Raw genomic sequence first — 22,878 nt, 5'->3', positions numbered from 1 at the left:
CGGTTACATTCCGAACCCGGAAGCTAAGCCTTTCAGCGCCGATGGTACTGCAGGGGGGACCCTGTGGGAGAGTAGGACACCGCCGAACAATCTTTGTAGAAGGCCCCGGCCCCCGAGTTTCGACTCGGGGGCCGGGGCCTTTCTGCGTTCCCTGCTCAGTCGGTGGTGACGGCGACGCTCGCAGCCGCGTTCGCGTCCGCATCGGTATTCGCGGCCCGCAGCAGCTCGATGTCGAGAGCCTCACGGCGGATGCGCTGGTCCATGTACAGCAGCGTGGTGACGCCGGCGCTGATCGGCAGGCTGAGCGTCGCGGCGATGGCGGCACCGATTCCGCTGATGCCGAGGAACGCCCAGCCCGGGTTGGTGTCGCCGGAGAGGAAGGAGCCGAGGCTCTCACCGGTGATGCCACGAGCGATGAACATGAACGGCGTCTGGATGATGGCCGAGGCGATGTAGCAGAGGATCGCCGCGAGCGCCTGGACGCCGAGGACGCGCCACCAGGAGTTGCGTACCAGCTTCGCCGAGCGCTTCATCGCCGAGACGATGTCCTGCTTCTCGAGCATGAGGGCCGGTGCCGCCAGGCTCCACTGGATCATGAGCCAGAGTACGACGACGGAGGCGCCGATCAGGCCGAGGGAGGCGAGGGCGGCGCCGCCGCTCTCCGCACCCGCCAGGGCGATCAGTGCGCCTGGCAGGACGGCGCCCGCCAGGATTCCGGCGATGGCCAGCGGGATCAGCAGGGCGAGCCCGAGCAGTTGGGGCAGTCGCGGGCGGGCTTCCCGCCACACCTGGGCGGCCGTGACCGGGCGGCCGAGCACGGCGCGGCTGGTGGCCATGGCGACCATCGCGGTCGCGGTGATCGTGCCGATGAGCATGACCAGAATGGTCAGGCCCGAGCTGGCGAAGGCACCGCTGACGGCGTGCATGATGTCGCCGACGCTTGGGTTGGGGTTGTCCCTGAGGTTCTCCAGCCGGGTGTCGTTGCTGAGGAAGAAGCCGTCGACCACCACGGCCAGGCCCTGGGTGACCACGGCGATGGCCAGGGTGAAGCCGAGGATCGCGCGCCAGTGCCGTCGAAGTACGGCCAGGGAACCGTCGAGGATCTCGCCCGCGCCGAGTGGGCGCAGCGGGATGACGCCGGGCTTGGGCGCCGCGGGCCTGCTCCAGGGGCCCTGCTGCTGCCAGCCGCCGCCGGGGCCGCCGCCCGGTGCTGTGTTGCCCCAGCGCGGGCCTGAGGGGCCGGGTTGGCCGCCTTCCGGCGGTTGCGGGGGCGACCACCGGGCCCAGCCGGCGCCGGGCGCCTGACCCGTACCCGTACCCGTACCCGTACCGGAGGATCCGGCGGGGGGCGGGCCTGGGGCCGGTACGGTCGGGGGCCGGGTGTCGTGGGGGGTGTGCTGCCACTGGCCCGCGGGCGGCTGTTGGGCGGACCAGCCGCCGGGCGGCGGTGGCGTCGTGTCACCGGCGTCGGCCGTAGCGGGCCGGTCTCCCGTACCGGGAGCGGTTGCGTCGCCGGAGTCGTCACCGGAGCTGTTGTCAGGACCGGCCGCGGACGTATCTGTTGACGTGTCCACGGGAGTGTCTTTCTGTGGTGCGGAGGAAGCGGGGCTGTCGCCGTCTTCCGGCTCGGAGGAGTCGGAGGATCCGGGCGAGGCCCAGCCCGGAGTGTTGGTCATCGGAGGCTGCCCCTTCACGTGGTGCTCGCTGTGGTACTGGCCGCCATCGTGCCATGGGCTGCCTTGGACCGGGCCGGGCAGGGCAGACTGGACGGATGGGTGATCAATACGTGCGACCTGTGACCGATGAGGCCGACGGTGCTTCCCGTACCATCCCCGCGCTGCGGTGGGAGGAACCCCCCGAGGGACCCGTGCTCGTGCTGCTCGACCAGACCCGACTTCCGCAGGAGGAGGTCGAGTTGGTGTGCACGGACGTGCAGGCGCTGGTGCAGGCGATACGTTCCCTCGCCGTGCGGGGCGCGCCGCTGCTCGGGCTCGCGGGGGCGTACGGCATCGCGTTGGCGGCGGCGCGCGGCTACGACGTGAACGAGGCCGCCGACCTGCTCGCGCACGCGCGGCCGACGGCCGTCAACCTCGGGTACGGGGTGCGCCGCGCGGTGACCGCTTTCCACGCGGCGCCTCCGCACCAGGGCGCAGCCTTCGCGTTGGCCGAGGCGCGGGCGCTGCACGAGGAGGACGCGGCGGCGAGCCGGGCGATGGCGGAGTACGGGGAGCGGCTGCTCGCCGAGTTGGTGCCGGGCGGGGGCTACCGGATTCTGACGCACTGCAACACCGGGGCCCTGGTCTCGGGCGGTGAGGGCACCGCGCTCGGTGTGGTCCTCGCGGCGCACAGGGCCGGGGAGTTGAGGCGTCTGTGGGTCGACGAGACCCGTCCCCTTCTTCAGGGCGCGCGGTTGACGGCGTACGAGGCGGCGCGGGCCGGGATGCCGTACACGCTGCTCGCCGACAGCGCGGCCGGGTCGCTGTTCACGGCGGGGGAGGTGGACGCGGTGCTGATCGGCGCGGACCGGATCGCGGCGGACGGCTCCACGGCGAACAAGGTCGGCAGCTATCCCCTCGCGGTCCTCGCCCGCTACCACCATGTGCCGTTCATCGTCGTGGCGCCGACGACCTCGGTGGATCTGAGCACGCCGGACGGCGCCGCGATCGAGGTGGAGCAGCGGGCCGGCAGCGAGGTGACCGACCTCGCGCCGTCACCGCTGGGCACTCAGGCCTACAATCCGGCCTTCGATGTGACGCCGCCGGAGCTGATTACTGCGATCATCACGGAGAACGGTGTGGTTTCGCCGGTCACCACAGAAGCTCTCGTAACTGTGTGTAATCACGAGACTCCCCGGGCAGGCTCTGACTAGGGGAGATCGGGCAGCGCATCCGCGGACATCAGCGGACAATGGTCGCGTAGCGTGACCTCGATCACCAAAGGTCACCGGTAACGATATGCAAATGGGATGATGGTCGGTATGAAGGGACGTGTGCTGGTCGTCGATGACGACACCGCGCTGTCAGAGATGCTTGGCATCGTGCTGCGCGGAGAGGGTTTCGAGCCGTCGTTCTGCGCTGACGGTGACAAGGCCCTGGCTGCTTTTCGGGAGTCCAAGCCGGATCTGGTGCTCCTTGACCTCATGCTGCCCGGACGGGACGGCATCGACGTATGCCGTCAGATCCGGGCGGAGTCCGGGGTGCCGATCGTGATGCTCACGGCGAAGAGCGACACCGTGGATGTGGTGGTGGGGCTCGAGTCGGGGGCTGACGACTATGTGATCAAGCCGTTCAAGCCGAAGGAGCTGGTGGCGAGGGTCAGGGCGCGACTGCGGAGGGCGGAGGAGCCGACTCCTGAGCAGCTCGCCATCGGCGATCTGGTGATCGACGTGGCGGGGCACTCGGTGAAGCGGGACGGGCAGCCGATCGCGCTGACGCCGTTGGAGTTCGACCTGCTGGTGGCGCTGGCCCGCAAGCCGTGGCAGGTGTTCACCCGTGAGGTGCTGCTCGAGCAGGTCTGGGGCTATCGGCACGCGGCGGACACCCGGCTGGTGAACGTCCATGTGCAGCGGCTGCGGTCCAAGGTGGAGCAGGACCCGGAGCGCCCGGAGATCGTAGTGACCGTCCGCGGTGTCGGTTACAAGGCGGGACCGGGCTGACATGTGCGCGTCGTACGAGCGGGAGCGGCTGGAGAGCCGGCTCGCGGACCCCATGCGGGGTCTCGCGCCGGTTTTCCGCTCGTTCGTGCGCTGGGCACGGCGACCGTTGCAGCCGGCGGTCCGGCTGTGGCGGCGCAATCTGCAACTGCGAGTGGTCGCCTTCACGCTGCTGATGTCGGTCGGCGTGGTGCTGCTGCTGGGCTTCGTCGTGATCGGGCAGGTCAAGAACGGCCTGCTCGACGCGAAGGAGAAGGCGGCTGAGAATCAGGCCACCACCGGCTTCTCCATCGCCCAGCAGCAGGCGAACAGGAGCCAGACGCAGGACGCCACCGGGGTCGGCTCGCAGAATCAGGCCGAGGACTCGGGCGCCTGGCTGACGACGCTGGTCCAGCAGTTCGCCAGCGGTGGCAACGGGGTGTACTGGATCGCCACGCTCAGCCCGGGCGCCGACGACGCGCGCTTCGGCGAGGGTGTCGTCAACGCGCACGGGCCGCGCAGCTCCGGCAGCCTGCTGCCGCAGGCGAGCATCCCCAAGTCGCTCAGCGACGCCGTCGAGTCCCACACCGGGGCGCTGAAGCAGTACACGACGGTGGTGACGGACGACGGGAAGGCGCCGCAGCCCGCGCTGGCCATCGGCAAGCGGCTCACGGACATCAACGGGAAGACGTACCAGCTCTACTACCTCTTCCCGTTCGGCCAGGAGGCCAAGACGCTCGGCCTGGTCAAGGGCACGCTGGCGACGGCGGGCATCTTCGTGGTGGTGCTGCTCGGCGCCATCGCCTGGCTGGTGACCCGGCAGGTCGTCACGCCGGTACGGATGGCGGCCGGGATCGCGGAGCGGCTCGCGGCGGGCCGATTGCAGGAACGTATGCAGGTCTCGGGTGAGGACGACATCGCGCGCCTCGGCGAGTCCTTCAACAAGATGGCGCAGAACCTCCAGGTCAAGATCCAGCAGTTGGAGGACCTGTCGAGGATGCAGCGCCGCTTCGTCTCCGACGTCTCGCACGAGCTGCGCACCCCGCTGACGACCGTACGGATGGCGGCGGACGTCATCCACGACGCGCGGACCGAATTCGATCCGGTGACCGCGCGCTCCGCCGAACTGTTGCAGAACCAGCTGGACCGTTTCGAGTCGCTGCTGTCCGACCTGCTGGAGATCAGCAGATTCGACGCGGGCGCCGCGGAGCTGGCCGCCGAGCCGATAGACCTGCGCGAGGTCGTACGGCGGGTGGTGGACGCCGCGGAGCCGCTGGCCGAGCGCAAGGGCAGCCACGTGGCGATACGCGGCGACGCGCAGCCGGTGATAGCCGAGGTCGACCCCCGCCGGGTGGAGCGCGTGCTGCGCAATCTGGTCGTCAACGCGATCGAGCACGGCGACGGCCGGGACGTGGTGGTACGGCTGGCCACGGCCGACGGCGCGGTGGCCGTCGCGGTGCGGGACTACGGCGTCGGGCTGAAGCCCGGCGAGGCGACGCGGGTGTTCAACCGCTTCTGGCGAGCCGATCCGGCGCGGGCGCGTACCACCGGCGGGACGGGCCTCGGCCTGTCCATCGCGGTGGAGGACGCCCGGCTGCACGGCGGCTGGCTCCAGGCGTGGGGCGAGCCGGGCGGCGGGTCGCAGTTCCGGATGACGCTGCCGCGGACCGCCGGCGAGAGCCTGCGCGGGTCGCCGATACCGCTGGAGCCGGACGATTCGCGGCGCAACCGCGGGCTGAATTCCTCGGGGCTGCCGGTCCGCGCCGCGACGGGGTCCGTGCCGGTGCCGCGGACCGCGGGCCCGGCCGGCCCGGGGCACAACGGGCAGCCGGGCTCGCAGATACCGCAGATTCCCCAGCGGCCGCCCGCGGTGCCGCGTTCGCCGTCGGCCGATCCCGCGGCGTTCCCCGGCAGCGGTGCGCGGGTCGTGGGACGGATGGACTCGGTCCGGGAGGACGACAGCTGATGGGTGCGCTGGGGGGCAGGGGACGCCTGCTGCGGAGCTGGCCGGGTGTGGTGTGCGCGGCGCTGTTGCTGGCCGGGTGCGCGGCGATACCCAGCAGCGGTGAGGTGCGCAAGGTCGGCGACGGACAGCACGCCGACGTGGACGCGCAGGTGCGGGTCTTCCCGTCGGCGCCGCACAAGGGCGAAAGCGCCTCCGACATCGTCAACGGCTTCATGGAGGCCACCACCAGCGGCGAGGCGGACTTCGAGACCGCGAAGAAGTACCTGTCCAAGGAGCTGGCCGGACACTGGGACCCCACCGCGAAGATCACCGTGCTCACCGGCACGACCCAGCCCCGGGAGGAGCCGGGCACGAGTCGCAAGGACTACGTGATGGTCGACCTGGCGGGCAAGAAGACGGCCGTCGTCGACGCCAAGCACGCCTACCGGCCGGACGAGGGCAACTTCGACACCTCGTTCCACCTGGTCAAGGAGAACAACGAGTGGCGGATCGACAGTCTTGAAGACGGCCTGGTGATCTCCGATCTGGACTTCAACCGGATATATCACCTGGTCAACATGTACTACTTCGCGGCGCTGGGCCCGGACGCGCATCGCTCGGGGAACGCCGACAAGACCCTGGTCGCCGACCCGGTCTACCTGCGCAAGCAGAGCGACTCGCTGGTGTCCACGGTCTCCGCGCTGCTGACCGGCCCCACGAACTGGCTGGCGCCCGTGGTCGAGACCGCGGCGCCCGAGGGCGCCCGGCTCTACGACAAGGCGCCCGACCACGGGGTGACGCTCGACGACTCCCAGCACCTCAGGGTGCGGCTCGACGCGCCCGCGCAGCGGTTCGCGGGGGAGCGCTGCGTGAAGCTGGCGGCGCAGCTCTTCACCACGGTGCAGGGCCAGGCCGCGCCCAAGGTGGACGCCGTCGACATCTCGGCGTCCGACGGCAGGACGGTCTGCTCGCTGCCCAAGGAACAGACGCTGGCGTTCAGCACGCAGAATCTGGTCGGCTCCTCGGACCACCAGTACTACATCGGGGCGCAGCCGCACCGGCTGCTGGAGGTGCCCTCGGACGGAGCCTCGACCACGGGTACGCCGGTGGCCGGGCCGTTCGGCGGGGCGAAGGCGGACCTGGAGTCGGTCGCGGTGCGCCGGGACGAGCAGATGGCCGCCGGGGTGAAGGGCGAGGGACGCCAACTGGTCACCGCCGGCCTGGACGCGGACGCCCAGCCCAGCGAGCCCGTGCTGACCAGCAAGGCGAAGGACGGTCTGAGCGCGCCGAGCTGGGACGGGCTCGACTACCTGTGGGTCGCCGACCGCGATCCGGGCGACCCCCGTGTGGTGGCGCTGCGCGACGGCGGCGGGCAGCCGATCCCGGTCTCCGTCAGCGGCCTGACCGGCCGTGTGGACGCGCTGCGCGTCGCTTCGGACGGCGTGCGGATCGCGCTGCTCGTCCGGCAGCCCAACGGGCTCGGGAAGTTGCAGCTCGGGCGGATCGAGCGGGGCGGTACGCAGGCGCATCCGACGTTCGCGGTGACGAATCTGCGCACGCTGACCCCCGCGGCCGACGGCGTCAGCTCGGTCTCCTGGGCGGGGCCGAGCCGCCTGGTGGCGCTCGACAGCGAATCCGAGGGCGTGCAGCAGATCAAGTACATCAGCACCGACGGCTCCCCGAAGCTGGCCTTCGAAGGGATCAGCCAGGCGTCGGTGGTGGCGGCCTCCGAGGACGTCTCGCGGGCGCTGCTGGCCTCGTACAACCAGAGCGTCTACCGGCTGCCGCCGGACTCCACGGGCAAGCGGGTCGAGCCGAAGGGCGACAACCCGGTCTACCCCGGCTGAGAAAACCACCGTCAGCCTCCTGACCTGCGAAACCGTGGAGTTATCCACAGGTTGGGAGGGGGGCTGGCGGCGGGCGCCGAAACGGGGCAGAGTGGACGTCATGCGGGGCTGGTGGCAGGAGATCACCGGGCTGGTCCTGCCGGTGGACTGCGCCGGGTGCGGGCGTCCGCGTACGGAGCTGTGCGAGCGGTGCCGGGTGCTGATCGGCGGGGCGGCCGAATCGGTGCCGGTGCGGCGCGTGCGTCCGACGCCGGAGCCGCCGGGGCTGCCGCCGGTCTACGCGGCCGGGCGATACGGGGACGAAGTGCGGGCCGTGGTCCTGGCGCACAAGGAGCGGGGTGCGCTGGGTCTGGCCGGACCGCTGGGCACGGCGCTGGCGGCGGCCGTGCGGCGGGTCGGCGTCCCCGGGACGGTCCTGCTGGTGCCGGTGCCCTCGGCACGGCGTGCGGTGGCGCGACGCGGCCACGACGCCACGGCCCGCATCGCCCGTGCGGCGGCCCGGGAGCTGCGCCGGGGCGGCGTACCCGCCAGGGCGGTGGCCGCGTTGCGCCAGCGGCGGCCGGTGGCGGACCAGTCCGGTCTCGGCGCGGCCGGGCGGCCGGCGAATCTGGCGGGCGCGGTGGCGGCGGCCGGCGGGTCGGCCGCGCTGCTGACGGTGGCGCCGGTCGTGCTGGTGGACGACCTGATGACCACCGGAGCCTCACTGACCGTAGCGGCGCGGGCGGTGACGGCGGCCGGGGGCCGGGTCGCCGGGGCGGCGGTCGTGGCTGGTCCGCACGATCCGGAACTCCACTCGGATGCGCGTCGTTGCAGGTAGTAGCGACGCATATTCACTCGGAAGGGGGTATGGCGTCGCTGAGGATGCCGACCTCCACACTCCGGGACTATGTTCGGGGGATAGGGAAGTGAACACCATGGGGTGTTGATCTTCTCAGTGGGGCAGGAGGAGGTGAAAGCCGCAGCTTCGTGGTCCCCGGTCAGCCCCGGGAGGCGAAGCGGCAGCCAACGCAGCGCCGGACGGGACTGGTACCCGAGCTGGCCTCAGCGAAAGGGATCGCCTCCGGTAGCCCGGGGCGATCCGGGAACGGAGTTCTGCGTGGACATCGTCGTCAAGGGCCGCAAGACCGAGGTGCCTGAGCGGTTCCGGAAGCACGTGGCCGAGAAGCTGGACAAGATCCAGAAGCTCGACGGCAAGGTGATCAGCCTCGACGTCGAGGTGTCCAAGGAGCTCAACCCCCGGCAGGCGGACCACGCCGACCGGGTGGAGATCACGCTCAACACCCGGGGTCCGGTCGTCCGGGCCGAGGCCGCGGCGGCCGACCCGTACGCGGCGCTGGACATCGCGGTGTCGAAGCTGGAGGCGCGGCTGCGCAAGGCCGCGAGCAAGCGCCACACCCGTCGTGGGAACGGCCGGATCCCGGCGGCCGAGGTGGCCGCGACCGTGCCGGACGCGGCGACCATCAACGGGGACGGGGAGCTGGCCGTCGACCGGCCGAGCACGGACAGTGTGCCCACCACGAGGTTCGGTCCGCTGGAGGTGCACGGCGAGGGCCCGCTGGTGGTGCGCGAGAAGACCCACGCGGCCACGCCGATGGCACTCGACCAGGCGCTCTACGAGATGGAGTTGGTCGGGCACGACTTCTATCTGTTCGTGGACAGCGAGACCAAGCAGCCGAGTGTCGTCTATCGCAGGCACGGTTACGACTACGGCGTGATTCATCTGAACTCGGACGAGAGCACCGTGGAAGAACCGGCGGGCGCGGGCGGCGTACTGCGCCGCTAGCGGACACGCCCTAGGGCTGCAACCGGTGCCCCCGGGCCGTCCCGGGGGCACCACCGTGCCTGGACGTGAAATGCTGGACCAGTGGTCAACTCTGGTCTGAGGGGGAGGATCTGATGCCGGAGAGCTTTGAGCGCGGAACCACCGGCGAGCGTGGTCAGATCCCGTACGAGGAACCTGCCGGTCCGGCGCGTGCGGAGCCCATCCGGGTGCTGGTGGTCGACGACCACGCGCTCTTCCGGCGGGGCCTGGAGATCGTGCTCGCGCAGGAGGAGGACATCCAGGTCATCGGTGAGGCGGGGGACGGCGCGGAGGCGGTCGACAAGGCCGCCGACCTGTTGCCGGACATCGTGCTGATGGATGTGCGGATGCCCCGGCGCGGCGGGATCGAGGCGTGCACCTCTATCAAGGAGGTCGCGCCCAGCGCCAAGATCATCATGCTGACGATAAGCGACGAGGAAGCCGACCTCTACGAGGCGATCAAGGCCGGTGCCACCGGCTATCTCCTCAAGGAGATCTCCACCGACGAGGTGGCGACGGCGATCCGCGCGGTGGCGGACGGACAGTCGCAGATCAGTCCGTCGATGGCGTCGAAGCTGCTGACCGAGTTCAAGTCGATGATCCAGCGGACCGACGAGCGGCGGCTGCTGCCCGCGCCCAAGCTCACCGACCGGGAGCTGGAGGTGCTGAAGCTGGTCGCCACCGGGCTGAACAACCGGGACATCGCCAAGGAACTCTTCATCAGCGAGAACACGGTGAAGAACCACGTCCGCAACATCCTGGAGAAGCTTCAGCTCCACTCCCGGATGGAGGCCGTGGTCTACGCGATGCGCGAGAAGATCCTGGAGATCCGCTAGGGCCTGTCCCGCGCCGGGCATCGCGGCCATCACGTGCTGGGCATTGCCGGGTCCGGGCGCGCCCCCGGGCCGCCCGGACCCGGCGCCGCCCGGACCCACCACCTCGGCCCCGCGGGGCCGGACCCGCTCAGCGGCGGTCGTGGGTCAGCTTCAGCGCCGCCTCCAGCGGCTCGCGCAGCGGCTCCGGCAGCACCCGCTCCACCCGCGCCTCCTCGCAGCCCACCCAGCCCGCCGCCTGCGCGATGGCGTCGGCCGCGGGCTGCACGGCCTTCGGGCCGTCGAGCGTGACCTGCCGGGCCACCAGCGTCTTCCCCTCGCGCGCCGGGTCGACGCGGCCGACCAGCCGCCCGCCCGCGAGCAGCGGCATCGCGAAGTAGCCGTGGATCCGCTTGGGCTTGGGGGTGTACGCCTCCAGCCGGTGCGTGAAGCCGAAGATCCGCTCGGTGCGCGGCCGGTCCCAGATCAGGGAGTCGAACGGCGACAGCAGCGTCGTACGGTGCCTGCCGCGCGGCTCGCTCGCCAGCGCCGCCGGATCGGCCCAGGCGGGCTTGCCCCAGCCCTCGACCTCGACCGGCACCAGACCGGTCGAGTCGATCACCGACATCACCTGCTCGCCCTTGAGTCGGTGGTAGTCCGCGAGGTCCGCGCGGGTGGCCACCCCCATCGCTGCGCCCGCCTGGACGACCAGCCGCCGTACGCACTCGGTGTCGTCCAGGTCGTCGTGGAGCAGCGCGTCGGGCACGGCCCGCTCGGCCAGGTCGTAGATCCGCTTCCAGCCGCGCCGCCGGGTGCAGACCACCTCGCCGGTGTCGAGCAGCCACTCCACCGCGATCTTGGTCTCCGACCAGTCCCACCACGGTCCGCCGTTCTTCGCGCCGCCGAGCTGCGTCGAATTCAGCGGCCCCTCGGCCTTGAGCTGGTCCAGGACGGCGGCGCACGAGCGCTCGGCGTCCTCCAGGACGTGCCAGCGGTGACCGCGGGCCCGCCGCGCCCTGCGCCGGAAGGCGAAGTGCGGCCACTCCTCGATGGGCAGGATGCAGGCCGCGTGCGACCAGTACTCGAAGGCGTGGTCGCCCGACCAGTACGCCTCCTCGACCTCCTCGCGGCCGACCGCGCCCAGCCGCGCGTACGGGATCAGCTCGTGCGAGCGGGCCAGTACCGAGATGGTGTCGAGCTGCACCGCGCCCAGCGAGCGCAGCACCCCGCGCGTCCCGGCCCGCCGGTCGGGAGCACCGAGGAAGCCCTGCGCCCGCAAGGCGAGCCTGCGTGCTTCGTCGGCGGACAGGGTGAGCTGAGGAGGCGGCAGCGGTGTCATGCCGGACAGCGTAGGACCGCCCACTGACAAGCCCCGCTGACCTGCGTCAACCTCGCGCGGCCGGCGGCCCCCCGCTCCGTACGGAAACCCCTCGGGCCCCGCGCCCGCCCCCCGTGACGAAGGAGCCTCAGGCCCCCGCACCCGTGACGAAGGAGCCTCAAGCGCCCGCCCCCCGTGACGAAGGAGCCTCAGGCCCCCGCGCCCGGCGGATACGGCTCGTACGGCGTCTTGCCCTCGCGGTCCCAGTCCGTCGGCAGCAGGGAACCGCTCCAGGCGTCGCGGCGGGTGCCCGCGTAAAGGATCTTGGAGCGGACGGTGCCCTCCATGACGAAGCCGATGGAGCGGGCGACGGCGCGCGAGCCGTCGTTGCCCGCCTCCGCGTACCACTCGATCCGCTCGACGCCGAGAGCGTCGAAGGCCCAGGCGCAGACCGCGCGCCCCGCCTCGGCGGTGTAGCCCTTGCGGCGCTGCTCCCTCGCCGTCCAGTAGCCCAGCTCCGCCTGCCGCTCGGGCCCGGTCAGACCGGAGGCGCCGAACCGCAGCAGGCCCATGGAGCTGACGAGCGCGCCGCTGTCGGCGGTGAAGACGCCGAAGTTGTACATGGTGTCGTCGCGCCAGCCCTCGGGGCAGATGCGGCCGACGAAGTCCGCCGCGTTCTCGTGGGTGTACGGCGAGGGCACCGCCGTCCAGCGCGGAATATCGGGATCCTGGCAGGCCACATAGAGCGCCTCGGCGTCGTCCGGGGTCAGCGGACGCAGCAGCAGACGCTCGGTGGTGAGGGTGATCGGCTCCATGGACGCAGTATTGAGGAGAGCCGACGGCTGTGGAAAACCGTTTTGGCACCTCGGGGCCTCCCGGCCCGCTGGTCTCCTCGCTTACGATGGCCGTTGCAGCGGGGCCATCGGCGGACAGCCACTGGCAGAAAGCCATCGGCAGACATCGGCAGATCAAACCCCGCTGTGCCGGGTGCGGGCCAACCGCGCCAGGCCCGACCGGCAAGGAGCCAGCCTACGTGTCCGTCTTCAACAAGCTCATGCGTGCAGGCGAAGGCAAGATCCTGCGCAAACTGCACCGCATCGCGGACCAGGTCAATTCCATCGAAGAGGACTTCGTCAACCTCACCGATGCCGAGCTGCGGGCCCTCACCGACGAGTACAAGGAGCGGTACGCCGAGGGCGAGTCCCTCGACGACCTGCTGCCCGAGGCGTTCGCCACCGTCCGTGAGGCCGCCAAGCGCGTGCTCGGACAGCGTCACTACGACGTCCAGCTCATGGGCGGTGCCGCCCTGCACCTCGGGTATGTCGCCGAGATGCGCACCGGCGAGGGCAAGACCCTGGTCGGCACCCTGCCCGCGTATCTGAACGGGATCTCCGGCAAGGGCGTCCATCTCATCACGGTCAACGACTACCTCGCCGAGCGCGACTCGGAGTGGATGGGCCGCGTCCACAAATTCCTCGGCCTCGAGGTCGGCTGCATCCTGGCGAACATGTCGCCCGCCGAGCGCCGCGCCATGTACGCCTGCGACATCACCTACGGCACCAACAACGAATTCGGCTTCGACTACCTGCGCGACAACATGGCGTGGTCGAAGGACGAGCTGGTGCAGCGCGGCCACAACTTCGCGATCGTCGACGAGGTCGACTCGATCCTGGTGGACGAGGCCCGTACGCCGCTGATCATCTCCGGCCCGGCCGACCAGGCCACCAAGTGGTACAGCGACTTCGCCCGTCTGGTGAAGCGGCTCAACCGCGGCGAGGCGAGCAGCCTCGGCAAGGAGGAGACCGGCGACTACGACGTGGACGAGAAGAAGCGCACCGTCGCCATCCACGAGAGCGGCGTCACCAAGGTCGAGGACTGGCTGGGCATCGACAACCTCTACGAGTCGGTGAACACCCCGCTGGTCGGCTACCTGAACAACGCGATCAAGGCCAAGGAGCTGTACAAGAACGACAAGGACTACGTCGTCATGGACGGCGAAGTCATGATCGTCGACGAGCACACCGGCCGTATCCTCGCGGGCCGCCGCTACAACGAGGGCATGCACCAGGCGATCGAGGCGAAGGAAGGGGTGGACATCAAGGACGAGAACCAGACGCTCGCCACGATCACCCTCCAGAACTTCTTCCGCCTGTACGACAAGCTCTGCGGCATGACCGGTACGGCGATGACCGAGGCCGCCGAGTTCCACCAGATCTACAAGCTCGGCGTCGTCCCGATCCCGACCAACCGCGCGCTGGCCCGGATGGACAAGCCCGACCTGATCTACCGCACGGAAGAGGCGAAGTTCGCCGCCGTGGTCGAGGACATCGTCGAGAAGCACGAGAAGGGCCAGCCGGTCCTGGTCGGCACCGTCTCCGTCGAGAAGTCCGAGTACCTGTCAGCGCAGCTCTCCAAGCGCGGCGTGCCGCACGAGGTGCTCAACGCCAAGCAGCACGACCGTGAGGCGTCGATCGTCGCGCAGGCGGGCCGCAAGGGCGCCGTGACCGTGGCCACCAACATGGCCGGCCGCGGCACCGACATCAAGCTCGGGGGCAACCCCGATGACCTCGCCGAGGCGGAGCTGCGGCAGCGCGGCCTCGACCCGGTCGAGCACGTCGAGGAGTGGGCGGCGGCGCTGCCCGACGCCCTGGAGCGTGCCGAGCAGGCCGTCAAGGCCGAGCACGAGGAGGTCGTCGACCTCGGCGGGCTCTACGTGCTGGGCACCGAGCGGCACGAGTCGCGCCGGATCGACAACCAGCTCCGCGGCCGGTCCGGCCGTCAGGGCGACCCCGGCGAGTCCCGCTTCTACCTCTCGCTCGGCGACGACCTCATGCGGCTGTTCAAGGCGCAGATGGTCGAGCGCGTCATGGCGATGGCCAATGTGCCGGACGACGTGCCGATCGAGAACAAGATGGTCACCCGCGCCATCGCGTCGGCCCAGTCGCAGGTCGAGCAGCAGAACTTCGAGATCCGCAAGAACGTCCTGAAGTACGACGAGGTGCTCAACCGGCAGCGCGAGGTCATCTACGGCGAGCGCCGCCGCGTCCTGGAGGGCGAGGACCTGCACGAGCAGGTGCAGCACTTCATGGACGACACCATCGACGCGTACATCGACGCGGAGACCAAGGAAGGCTTCGCCGAGGACTGGGACCTGGACCGGCTGTGGGGCGCCTTCAAGCAGCTCTACCCGGTGAAGGTCACCATCGAGGAGCTGGAGGACGCGGCGGGCGACCGGGCCGGGATCACCGCCGAGTTCATCGCGGAGTCCGTCAAGGACGACATCCACGAGCAGTACGCGGAGCGCGAGAAGAGCCTGTCCGAGGACATCATGCGCGAGCTGGAGCGCCGCGTGGTGCTGTCGGTGCTCGACCGCAAGTGGCGTGAGCACCTGTACGAGATGGACTACCTCCAGGAGGGCATCGGGCTGCGCGCGATGGCGCAGCGCGACCCGCTGGTGGAGTACCAGCGCGAGGGCTTCGACATGTTCGGCGCCATGATGGACGGCATCAAGGAGGAGTCCGTCGGCTACCTGTTCAACCTGGAGGTCCAGGTCGAGCAGCAGGTCGAGGAGGTCCCGGTGGACGCCGCCGTCAGCGACGCCCCGCAGAACGCGGCGCCTTCGCTGACCAAGGACGCCAGGCCGGAGATCCGCGCCAAGGGCCTCGACGCCCCCAAGCGCGCCGACCGGCTGCACTTCTCCGCGCCGTCCGTGGACGGCGAGGGCGGTGTGGTCGAGGGCGACTTCGCGGGTGTCGACGCCGCCGACGGCGGTTCCGCCGAGGAGGGCCAGACGCGCGCCGAGCGCCGCAAGGCCGCCAAGGGCGGGCGCCGCCGCAAGAAGTAACGCCTACGGGCGGGCTCGACCGGACACGGCCGCGGGGCCGGACCCCTTTCTCACGGGTCCGGCCCCGCGGCCGTGCCGCGTCCAAGACGCTCACCCGCGGGAGGTCAGCCCGCCTGGACCGCCGTGCACCGCCAGCGGGCCTGCCCGTAGCCCGCCGAGGGCGGCGCGGCGGGCCCCGAGGGTTCGAGCCGGAAGGCCAGGGCGCGGAAGACGTCCTGGTCCAGGGCGACGACGGCCGCCACCTCCAGGGCGCCGTCCGCGGTGCGGAAGCAGCGGCACCGGTACACGTAGGGGGTACGGCCGCGGGCCCGCAGCCGCCAGTCGGCGCGGGCGCCGTGCAGCTCCCACAGCCGTTGGTACGCCTCGTCCCTGACGCGTCCGGCCAGCGACGTCACGGGGCTGCGCCCGGTCAGCACGTCGAGCAGGCGCCCGGCGAACCACAGGTGCGGCGCGGGCGGGCGCGGCGCCGTCCCCGGCCGCGTCACGACCGCCACGGACCTCGCCGGGACCGGAACCGAGCCGGAGCCCCCGCTCGCCGCGCCTCCCACCGGCCTCGCCGCGGCGCCTGGACGCCCGCCTGGCCGCCCGCCGGGCCGGCGGCTGTCTCTGCGTCCGGGCGGACCGGCGCCGCCCGCCGTACGCCGCTCCACACCCGCGGCGCGCGGCGGAGCGGGAGCGGGCAGGGGAGGTGCCGGGGTTCCGGGTACGGGCACGGGCACGGTTACGGGCGGCTGCGGCGGCGTCGTCTGCACGGGTGCTTCCCCTGTGGTCGCTACTGGCGGGTAGGGCGGTGACAGGGCGGTTCTAGGACCCTCGGGGAGGGGCTGGCAAGCGGGGTGCCGTCCGACGCAGGGCGCGGAGGAATTCACCTATTCGCGTGGTGGCGCACGTATGCTTCACGCCATGCGCGTCTATATTCCAACGACCCTGGCCGGTCTCGCCGAGGCGTACAAGGCGGGCGAGCTGGGGCCCGTACCGCTGGACGCCTACGCGGTGACGCCGAGCCTGCGCGAGTGGTACGTCTCGGACGACATCGAGGAGCTGGAGTACGCGGCCCTCAACCGCGCCGCCCAGGCGTCGCTGCGGCTGCTGGCCGTGCACCCGGACACCCCGCGCCGCCGGGTGGTCGTCGCCGTGGACGTGGACGACGCCGCCGTGACGTACGACCCGGACCACGGCCTGGACCCCGGCTCGCTCGGCGAGGTCCGCCTGGCGCGCGCCGTGCCGCTGTCCAGGACGGCCGCGGTGCACGTGGACGCCGACGACGCGCGGACCGATGTGACGGCCGCCGCGGCGGCCGTGGGCGCGGCCGACATGGGCGACGACGACGCGCAGTTCACCGTGGACGGCGCCGAGGACCACGACCTGCTCTGGTACGCGACGCAGGAGATCCCCAACCTCATCTCCTGACCCCGGCGCGCGAGGACCCGAGCGCGCGACCGGTTGAACGCCCGACCGGCTGAGCGCCCCGAGCGCGTGAACGTCCCGACCGCGTGAGCGCCCCGGCATCCGACCGGCCGGGCACCTGATCGGCTGAATCCGTTCGGCCCCCGCCCGGTCGTACGGCGGCCCCGCGTGGCCGGGACCCCACCCTCGGGCACCGGGCTGTCACACCCCGCGAGTACGGTTCGTGGAGTGAGCACGCATTCCGTAGGCACGCATCTGGTGTGGGACTGGAACGGCACCCTTTTCCACGACATCGACGCGGTGATCGAGGCGACGAACGCCTCGTTCGCCGAGCTGGGCCTGGCCCCGATCACCCTGGAGCGGTACCAGGAGCTGTACTGCGTGCCCGTGCCCCGGTTCTACGAGCGCCTGATGGGACGGCTGCCGACCGACGCCGAGTGGGAGGTGATGGACGCCGCCTTCCACCGCCACTACTGGGCGCTGGCCGGCCGCTGCGGCCTCGCCGAGGGCGCGGCCGAGCTGCTGGCCGCGCGCCGGGCCGCCGGGCTCACGCAGTCGCTGTGCTCGCTCGCCCCGCAGGACAATCTGCTGCCCGTGGTGACCTCGCACGGCATCATGGAGCACTTCGTCCGGGTGGACGGCCGTACCGGCCCCTCCAATCAGGGCAAGGCCGCGCAGATGGCCCGCCACCTCGCCGCGCTCGCCGACGTCGCCGCCGACCCCGGCCGGATCGTGGTGATCGGTGACGCGCTCGACGACGCGGTGGCCGCCGCCCACGTCGGCGCGCACGCCGTGCTGTACACCGGCGGCTCGCACAGCCGCGCCAGCCTGGAGAGCGCCGGGGTGCCGGTGGTCGACAGCCTCGCCGCCGCCGTTCTGGAAGCCGAGCGAATAGCCGCGGGCTAGAGCCTGTCCGGCGGACAGGCCCTGCCGCCGGGCTCCCGAATCGACGCTCGGGCCCGGTCCGCGCCCCGCTCCAACGCCGGAATCATCACCTCCGCATCGACTGTTCGCCGTCTCGTCCCGGTCCTGTTCCCGCCCGGTTCCTGTCCAGAGGGGCCAAAGGTGTGCAGTGCATTTGTACGAAGACGTCTCCTGACAGGCACCCGTGAGCGAGCGATAGCCTTGCGGCGTGATCAACGTTGATCAGTTCATCAGGGGCCACCGCGTGCGTACGGGCACGGCGGACCCCTCTTCCGGCATAGCGTCGTCCCGTAGCGGATACCCCGCGTCACGTGACGTCCTGCCATCACCCGACGTCACGCAATGGCGCGCGACAGGAGTCAGAGGACATGCAGACCAAGCTGGACGAAGCCAAGGCCGAACTGCTGGAACGAGCAGCCAAGGTCGCTGAGAACAGCCAGACGGGGGGACTACCCGGCCAGGGCCGCGACACAGAGGCGCTGACGGCGTTCCTCCGGGGTTACTACCTGCACAGCGCACCCGAGGACCTCAACGACCGCAATCCGGTCGACGTCTTCGGCGCGGCAGTCTCCCACTACCGGCTCGCGGAGGTACGCCCGCAGGGCAGTGCCAGCGTCCGGGTGCACACCCCCACCGTCGAGGAGAACGGCTGGCAGTCCAGCCACACCGTCGTCCAGGTCGTGACCGACGACATGCCCTTCCTCGTCGACTCGGTCACCAACGCGCTCACCCAGGCCGACCGCGGCATCCACGTCGTCTTCCACCCGCAGTTCCTGGTCCGCCGCGACGTGACCGGCAAGCTGCTGGAGATCGTCGCCCCGGGGTGCGGACCCGAGGACGGCTCGCTCCCGCACGACGTGCTGGTCGAGTCCTGGATCCACGTCGAGATCGACCGCGAGACCGACCGCGCCGACCTCAAGGAGATCACCGCGGACCTGCGCCGCGTGCTCTCCGACGTCCGTGAGTCCGTCGAGGACTGGGCGAAGATGCGCGAGTCCACCAAGCGCATCGCCGACGAGCTGTCCGCGACCCCGCCGCCGCTGCCCGAGCGCGAGGTCAGCGAGGCCGTCGAGCTGCTGCGCTGGCTCAACGACGACCACTTCACCTTCCTCGGCTACCGCGAGTACGAGCTGACCACCGACACCGAGCCCGACGGCTCCACCGAGGACGTGCTGGTCGCCGTCCCCGGCACCGGTCTCGGCATCCTGCGCTCCGACCCGGTGCACCCCGGCACCGACGGCACCGACCCGGGCCACCACACCCACCTCGGGCACCCCGGCTCCCCGTCGTTCAGCAGGCTGCCCGCCGACGCCCGCGCCAAGGCCCGCGAACACCGGCTGCTGATCCTCACCAAGGCCAACAGCCGCTCCACCGTGCACCGTCCCTCGTATCTGGACTACGTCGGCGTGAAGAAGTTCGACGCCGAGGGCAATGTGATCGGCGAGCGCCGCTTCCTCGGCCTGTTCTCCTCCACCGCCTACACCGAGTCGATCCGCCGGGTCCCGGTGGTCCGCCGCAAGGTCGAGGAAGTCCTCGAAGGCGCCGGATTCACCGCCCACAGCCACGACGGCCGCGACCTGCTCCAGATCCTGGAGACGTACCCGCGCGACGAGCTGTTCCAGACCCCCGCCGACGAGCTGCGGTCCATCGCCACCAGCGTGCTGTACCTCCAGGAGCGCCGGAAGCTGCGGCTGTTCCTGCGGCAGGACGAGTACGGCCGCTACTACTCGGCGCTGGTCTACCTGCCGCGCGACCGCTACACCACGGCGGTACGGCTGCGCCTGACCAACATCCTCCAGGACGAACTGGGCGGCCGAAGCGCCGACTTCACCGCATGGAACACCGAATCGGTGCTGTCCCGGCTGCACTTCGTCATCCGCGTCGAACCCGGCGCGCCGCTGCCCGACATCACCGACGCCGACGTCGAGCGGATCGAGAGCCGGCTCTCCGACGCCACCCGCTCCTGGGCCGACGGCTTCGGCGAGGCGCTGACCGCCGAGTGCGGCGAGGAGCGCGCGGCCGAGCTGACCCGGCGGTACGCGCACGCGTTCCCCGACGGCTACCGCGCCGACTTCGCACCGCGCGTCGCCGTCGCCGACCTCCAGCACATCGAGGGCCTGGGCGCCGACGACTTCACCCTCAGCCTGTACGAGCCGGTCGGCGGCGCCAGCGACGAGCGGCGCTTCAAGATCTACCGCACCGGCGCGCCCGTCTCGCTGTCCGCCGTCTTGCCGGTGCTCCAGCGGCTCGGCGTCGAGGTCGTCGACGAGCGGCCGTACGAACTGCGCCGTTCGGACCAGACCCGCGCCTGGGTCTACGACTTCGGGCTGCGCCTGGACCCCAGCCTCGGCGACCTCGGCGACGACGCCCGCGAGCGGTTCCAGGCGGCCTTCGCCGCGACCTGGACCGACAAGGCGGAGAACGACGGCTTCAACTCCCTGGTGCTGCGCGCCGGTCTGGAGTGGCGCGAGGCGATGGTGCTGCGCGCGTACGCCAAGTACCTGCGGCAGGCCGGGTCCACCTTCAGCCAGGACTACATGGAGGACACCCTCCGTACCAACGTCCACACCACCCGGTTGCTGGTCAACCTCTTCCAGGCCCGCTTCTCGCCGGACCACCAGCGGGCCGGCAGCGAGCTGACCGACGGGCTGCTGGAGGAGCTGGACGGCGCGCTCGACCAGGTCGCCAGCCTCGACGAGGACCGCATCCTGCGGGCCTTCCTCACCCTGATCAAGGCGACGCTGCGCACCAACTACTTCCAGCGCCGCGACGACGGGCAGCCGCACGACTACCTGTCGATGAAGTTCGACCCGCAGGCCATCCCCGAACTGCCCGCGCCCCGCCCGGCGTTCGAGATCTGGGTGTACTCCCCGCGGGTCGAGGGCGTCCACCTGCGGTTCGGCAAGGTCGCCCGCGGCGGTCTGCGCTGGTCCGACCGGCGCGAGGACTTCCGTACCGAGGTGCTGGGCCTGGTCAAGGCGCAGATGGTGAAGAACACCGTCATCGTGCCGGTCGGCGCGAAGGGCGGCTTCGTCGGCAAGCGGCTGCCCGACCCGGCCGCCGACCGCGACGCCTGGCTGGCCGAGGGCATCGCCTCGTACAAGACGTTCATCTCCGGCCTGCTCGACATCACCGACAATCTCGTCGGCGGCGAGGTCGTGCCGCCGACGGACGTGGTCAGGCACGACGAGGACGACACGTATCTGGTCGTCGCCGCGGACAAGGGCACCGCGTCGTTCTCCGACATCGCCAACGAGGTCGCGGTGTCGTACGGCTTCTGGCTCGGCGACGCCTTCGCCTCCGGCGGCTCGGTCGGCTACGACCACAAGAAGATGGCCATCACTTCCAGCGGCGCCTGGGAGTCGGTGAAGCGGCACTTCCGCGAGATGGGCGTCAACACCCAGGAAGAGGACTTCACCGTCGTCGGCATCGGCGACATGTCCGGTGACGTGTTCGGCAACGGCATGCTGCTGTCGGAGCACATCCGGCTGGTCGCGGCCTTCGACCACCGGCACATCTTCCTCGACCCGAAGCCGGACGCGGCCACCTCCTACGCCGAGCGGCGCCGCATCTTCGAGCTGCCGCGCAGCAGTTGGGCCGACTACGACACCAAGTTGCTGTCGTCGGGCGGCGGGATCTTCCCCCGTACCGCCAAGGCGATCCCGCTCAACGCGCAGATCCGCAAGGCGCTCGGCATCGAGACCGCCACCGCGAAGATCACCCCCGCCGAGCTGATGAAGGCGATCCTCCAGGCCCCGGTGGACCTGCTGTGGAACGGCGGCATCGGCACCTACGTCAAGGCGTCCACCGAGTCGCAGGCCGACGTCGGCGACAAGGCCAACGACGCGATCCGGATCGACGGCGCGGAACTGCGGGTCAAGGTCGTCGGCGAGGGCGGCAATCTGGGCTTCACCCAGCTCGGCCGGATCGAATTCGCCCTGAACGGCGGCCCGGAGGGGACCGGCGGCCACATCAACACCGACGCGATCGACAACAGCGCGGGTGTGGACGCCTCGGACCACGAGGTCAACATCAAGATCCTGCTCAACAGCGTCGTCGCCGAAGGGGACATGACCGTCAAGCAGCGCAATTCGCTGCTCGCGGAGATGACCCACGAGGTCGGCGACCTGGTGCTGCGCAACAACTACGCGCAGAACGTCTCGCTCGCCAACAGCATGGAGCAGGCCCCGAGTCTGCTCCACGCCCACCAGCGGTTCATCCGCCGCCTGGTGCGCGACGGCCACCTGGACCGGGCGCTGGAGTTCCTGCCGACCGACCGGCAGATCCGCGAGCGGCTGGCGGCCGGACAGGGCCTGACGCAGCCGGAGTTGGCGGTGATCCTCGCCTACGCCAAGATCACCACGGCCGAGGAACTGGTCCACACCGAACTGCCCGACGACCCGTACCTGCGCTCCCTGCTGCACGCGTACTTCCCCGTGCCGCTGCGGGAGCGCTTCGAGCGGCAGATCGACAACCACGCGCTGCACCGCGAGATCATCACGACCGTCCTGGTCAACGACACGGTGAACTCCGGCGGCACGACCTTCCTGCACCGCTTCCGCGAGGAGATCGGCGCCACCACGGAGGAGATCGTGCGGGCCCACACGGCCGCCCGCGCGATCTTCGGTCTCGCCGAGATCTGGGACGCGGTGGAGGCGCTGGACAACATCGTCGCCGCCGACGTGCAGACCCGGATCAGGCTGCACTCGCGGCGGCTGGTCGAGCGCGCCACCCGCTGGCTGCTCAACAACCGCCTCCAGCCGCTCCAGATCGCCGAGACCATCGACTTCTTCGCCGAGGGCGTCGCCGCGGTCTGGTCCCACCAGCCCAAGCTGCTGCGCGGCGCGGACGCGGACTGGTACCGGTCGCTGCGCGACGAGCTGACCGCGGCGGGGGTGCCGGACGAACTGGCCACCCGGGTCGCCGGATTCTCCGCGGCCTTCCCGGCGCTCGACATCGTCGATGTCGCGGACCGCACCGGCAAGGAGCCGCTGGACGTCGCCGAGGTCTACTTCGACCTCGCCGACCGGCTGGGGATCACGCAGCTCCTGGACCGGATCATCCTGCTGCCGCGCGCCGACCGCTGGCAGTCCATGGCCCGCGCCGCCATCCGCGAGGACCTCTTCGCGGCCCACGCGGCACTCACCGCCGACGTGCTGACGGCGGGCCCCGAGGGGTCCACGCCCGAGCAGCGCTACACGGCGTGGGAGGAGCAGAACGCGGGCCTGATCGGCCGCGCCCGCACCACCCTCGAGGAGATCCAGGGCGCCGAGGAGTTCGACCTGGCGAGTCTGTCGGTGGCGATGCGGACCTTCCGTACGCTGCTGCGCACGCACCGCTGAGCCGTAC

General features: G+C 71.0%; 15 protein-coding genes and 1 rRNA gene. 12 read left to right on the top strand and 4 right to left on the bottom strand.

The window, feature by feature from the left end; all coding sequences use genetic code 11:
• Positions 1-88, top strand: a 5S ribosomal RNA gene (gene rrf / locus ACFZAM_RS36155); the annotation flags it as partial.
• A gap of 67 nt (positions 89-155) precedes the next feature.
• Here the strand turns inward: rrf and ACFZAM_RS36150 are convergent.
• Positions 156-1,676 (bottom strand): hypothetical protein, encoded by a 1,521-nt coding sequence (locus tag ACFZAM_RS36150; RefSeq protein ID WP_391052568.1) that lies wholly within the window; start codon positions 1,674-1,676, stop codon positions 156-158.
• 95 nt (positions 1,677-1,771) lie between these two features.
• Here ACFZAM_RS36150 and mtnA point away from each other — a divergent pair, with 95 nt between their 5' ends.
• The 7 genes from mtnA to ACFZAM_RS36115 all read left to right on the top strand — a co-directional run bounded on the left by mtnA (position 1,772) and on the right by ACFZAM_RS36115 (position 10,060).
• Entirely contained in the window at positions 1,772-2,869 is a 1,098-nt protein-coding gene (mtnA, locus tag ACFZAM_RS36145; protein WP_355342899.1) for an S-methyl-5-thioribose-1-phosphate isomerase, read from the top strand.
• A gap of 96 nt (positions 2,870-2,965) precedes the next feature.
• Positions 2,966-3,655: an MtrAB system response regulator MtrA gene (mtrA, locus tag ACFZAM_RS36140; RefSeq protein WP_188283097.1), complete on the top strand. Its 690-nt coding sequence runs from the start codon at positions 2,966-2,968 to the stop codon at positions 3,653-3,655.
• A 1-nt stretch (position 3,656) separates the two neighbouring features.
• On the top strand, positions 3,657-5,597 hold the full coding sequence (mtrB, locus tag ACFZAM_RS36135) for an MtrAB system histidine kinase MtrB (RefSeq protein WP_391052562.1): 1,941 nt from the start codon (positions 3,657-3,659) through the stop codon (positions 5,595-5,597).
• On the top strand, positions 5,597-7,423 hold the full coding sequence (locus ACFZAM_RS36130) for an LpqB family beta-propeller domain-containing protein (protein ID WP_391052559.1): 1,827 nt from the start codon (positions 5,597-5,599) through the stop codon (positions 7,421-7,423). The genes mtrB and ACFZAM_RS36130 overlap by 1 nt, the downstream gene beginning before the upstream one ends.
• A gap of 100 nt (positions 7,424-7,523) precedes the next feature.
• Complete coding sequence (locus tag ACFZAM_RS36125) at positions 7,524-8,240, top strand: ComF family protein (RefSeq protein WP_391052574.1); 717 nt, start codon at positions 7,524-7,526, stop codon at positions 8,238-8,240.
• A 279-nt stretch (positions 8,241-8,519) separates the two neighbouring features.
• Positions 8,520-9,206 (top strand): ribosome hibernation-promoting factor, HPF/YfiA family, encoded by a 687-nt coding sequence (hpf, locus tag ACFZAM_RS36120; RefSeq protein WP_355342907.1) that lies wholly within the window; start codon positions 8,520-8,522, stop codon positions 9,204-9,206.
• Positions 9,207-9,319: 113 nt separating this feature from the next.
• Positions 9,320-10,060 carry a response regulator gene (locus tag ACFZAM_RS36115; RefSeq protein WP_391052557.1) on the top strand — a complete coding sequence of 247 codons (741 nt, stop codon included), beginning with the start codon at positions 9,320-9,322 and terminating at the stop codon, positions 10,058-10,060.
• A gap of 127 nt (positions 10,061-10,187) precedes the next feature.
• Here ACFZAM_RS36115 and ACFZAM_RS36110 read toward each other — a convergent pair whose 3' ends face one another.
• On the bottom strand, positions 10,188-11,375 hold the full coding sequence (locus ACFZAM_RS36110; RefSeq protein ID WP_391052554.1) for a DNA glycosylase AlkZ-like family protein: 1,188 nt from the start codon (positions 11,373-11,375) through the stop codon (positions 10,188-10,190).
• A 188-nt stretch (positions 11,376-11,563) separates the two neighbouring features.
• A complete protein-coding gene (locus ACFZAM_RS36105) occupies positions 11,564-12,169 on the bottom strand; it encodes a GNAT family N-acetyltransferase (RefSeq protein WP_355342913.1) in 606 nt (201 codons plus the stop codon).
• A gap of 218 nt (positions 12,170-12,387) precedes the next feature.
• On the opposite strand from ACFZAM_RS36105, the gene secA reads away from it, so the two are divergent.
• On the top strand, positions 12,388-15,198 hold the full coding sequence (secA, locus tag ACFZAM_RS36100; protein WP_391052550.1) for a preprotein translocase subunit SecA: 2,811 nt from the start codon (positions 12,388-12,390) through the stop codon (positions 15,196-15,198).
• Positions 15,199-15,302: 104 nt separating this feature from the next.
• Here secA and ACFZAM_RS36095 read toward each other — a convergent pair whose 3' ends face one another.
• Positions 15,303-15,692: an Rv3235 family protein gene (locus ACFZAM_RS36095; protein ID WP_355342919.1), complete on the bottom strand. Its 390-nt coding sequence runs from the start codon at positions 15,690-15,692 to the stop codon at positions 15,303-15,305.
• A 409-nt stretch (positions 15,693-16,101) separates the two neighbouring features.
• Here ACFZAM_RS36095 and ACFZAM_RS36090 point away from each other — a divergent pair, with 409 nt between their 5' ends.
• The 3 genes from ACFZAM_RS36090 to ACFZAM_RS36080 all read left to right on the top strand — a co-directional run bounded on the left by ACFZAM_RS36090 (position 16,102) and on the right by ACFZAM_RS36080 (position 22,871).
• Positions 16,102-16,608 (top strand): DUF6912 family protein, encoded by a 507-nt coding sequence (locus tag ACFZAM_RS36090; protein WP_355342922.1) that lies wholly within the window; start codon positions 16,102-16,104, stop codon positions 16,606-16,608.
• 225 nt (positions 16,609-16,833) lie between these two features.
• On the top strand, positions 16,834-17,511 hold the full coding sequence (locus tag ACFZAM_RS36085) for an HAD family hydrolase (RefSeq protein WP_391052545.1): 678 nt from the start codon (positions 16,834-16,836) through the stop codon (positions 17,509-17,511).
• A 386-nt stretch (positions 17,512-17,897) separates the two neighbouring features.
• Positions 17,898-22,871, top strand: a complete 4,974-nt coding sequence (locus tag ACFZAM_RS36080) for an NAD-glutamate dehydrogenase (RefSeq protein WP_355342928.1) — start codon at positions 17,898-17,900, stop codon at positions 22,869-22,871.
• Positions 22,872-22,878 lie beyond the last annotated feature (7 nt).

This window comes from Streptomyces sp. NPDC008079 (assembly GCF_042957385.1).
Taxonomy (GTDB): domain Bacteria; phylum Actinomycetota; class Actinomycetes; order Streptomycetales; family Streptomycetaceae; genus Actinacidiphila.
This window is presented reverse-complemented; position numbering and strand designations above follow the sequence as displayed.

What these genes read in the sequence shown, in the direction of transcription:
- ACFZAM_RS36150 (WP_391052568.1), bottom strand. Translation starts at nt 1,676, where the DNA reads ATGACCAACACTCCGGGCTGGGCCTCGCCCGGATCCTCCGACTCCTCC.
- mtnA (WP_355342899.1), top strand. Translation starts at nt 1,772, where the DNA reads ATGGGTGATCAATACGTGCGACCTGTGACCGATGAGGCCGACGGTGCT.
- mtrA (WP_188283097.1), top strand. Translation starts at nt 2,966, where the DNA reads ATGATGGTCGGTATGAAGGGACGTGTGCTGGTCGTCGATGACGACACC.
- mtrB (WP_391052562.1), top strand. Translation starts at nt 3,657, where the DNA reads ATGTGCGCGTCGTACGAGCGGGAGCGGCTGGAGAGCCGGCTCGCGGAC.
- ACFZAM_RS36130 (WP_391052559.1), top strand. Translation starts at nt 5,597, where the DNA reads ATGGGTGCGCTGGGGGGCAGGGGACGCCTGCTGCGGAGCTGGCCGGGT.
- ACFZAM_RS36125 (WP_391052574.1), top strand. Translation starts at nt 7,524, where the DNA reads ATGCGGGGCTGGTGGCAGGAGATCACCGGGCTGGTCCTGCCGGTGGAC.
- ACFZAM_RS36115 (WP_391052557.1), top strand. Translation starts at nt 9,320, where the DNA reads ATGCCGGAGAGCTTTGAGCGCGGAACCACCGGCGAGCGTGGTCAGATC.
- ACFZAM_RS36110 (WP_391052554.1), bottom strand. Translation starts at nt 11,375, where the DNA reads ATGACACCGCTGCCGCCTCCTCAGCTCACCCTGTCCGCCGACGAAGCA.
- ACFZAM_RS36105 (WP_355342913.1), bottom strand. Translation starts at nt 12,169, where the DNA reads ATGGAGCCGATCACCCTCACCACCGAGCGTCTGCTGCTGCGTCCGCTG.
- ACFZAM_RS36090 (WP_355342922.1), top strand. Translation starts at nt 16,102, where the DNA reads ATGCGCGTCTATATTCCAACGACCCTGGCCGGTCTCGCCGAGGCGTAC.
- ACFZAM_RS36080 (WP_355342928.1), top strand. Translation starts at nt 17,898, where the DNA reads ATGCAGACCAAGCTGGACGAAGCCAAGGCCGAACTGCTGGAACGAGCA.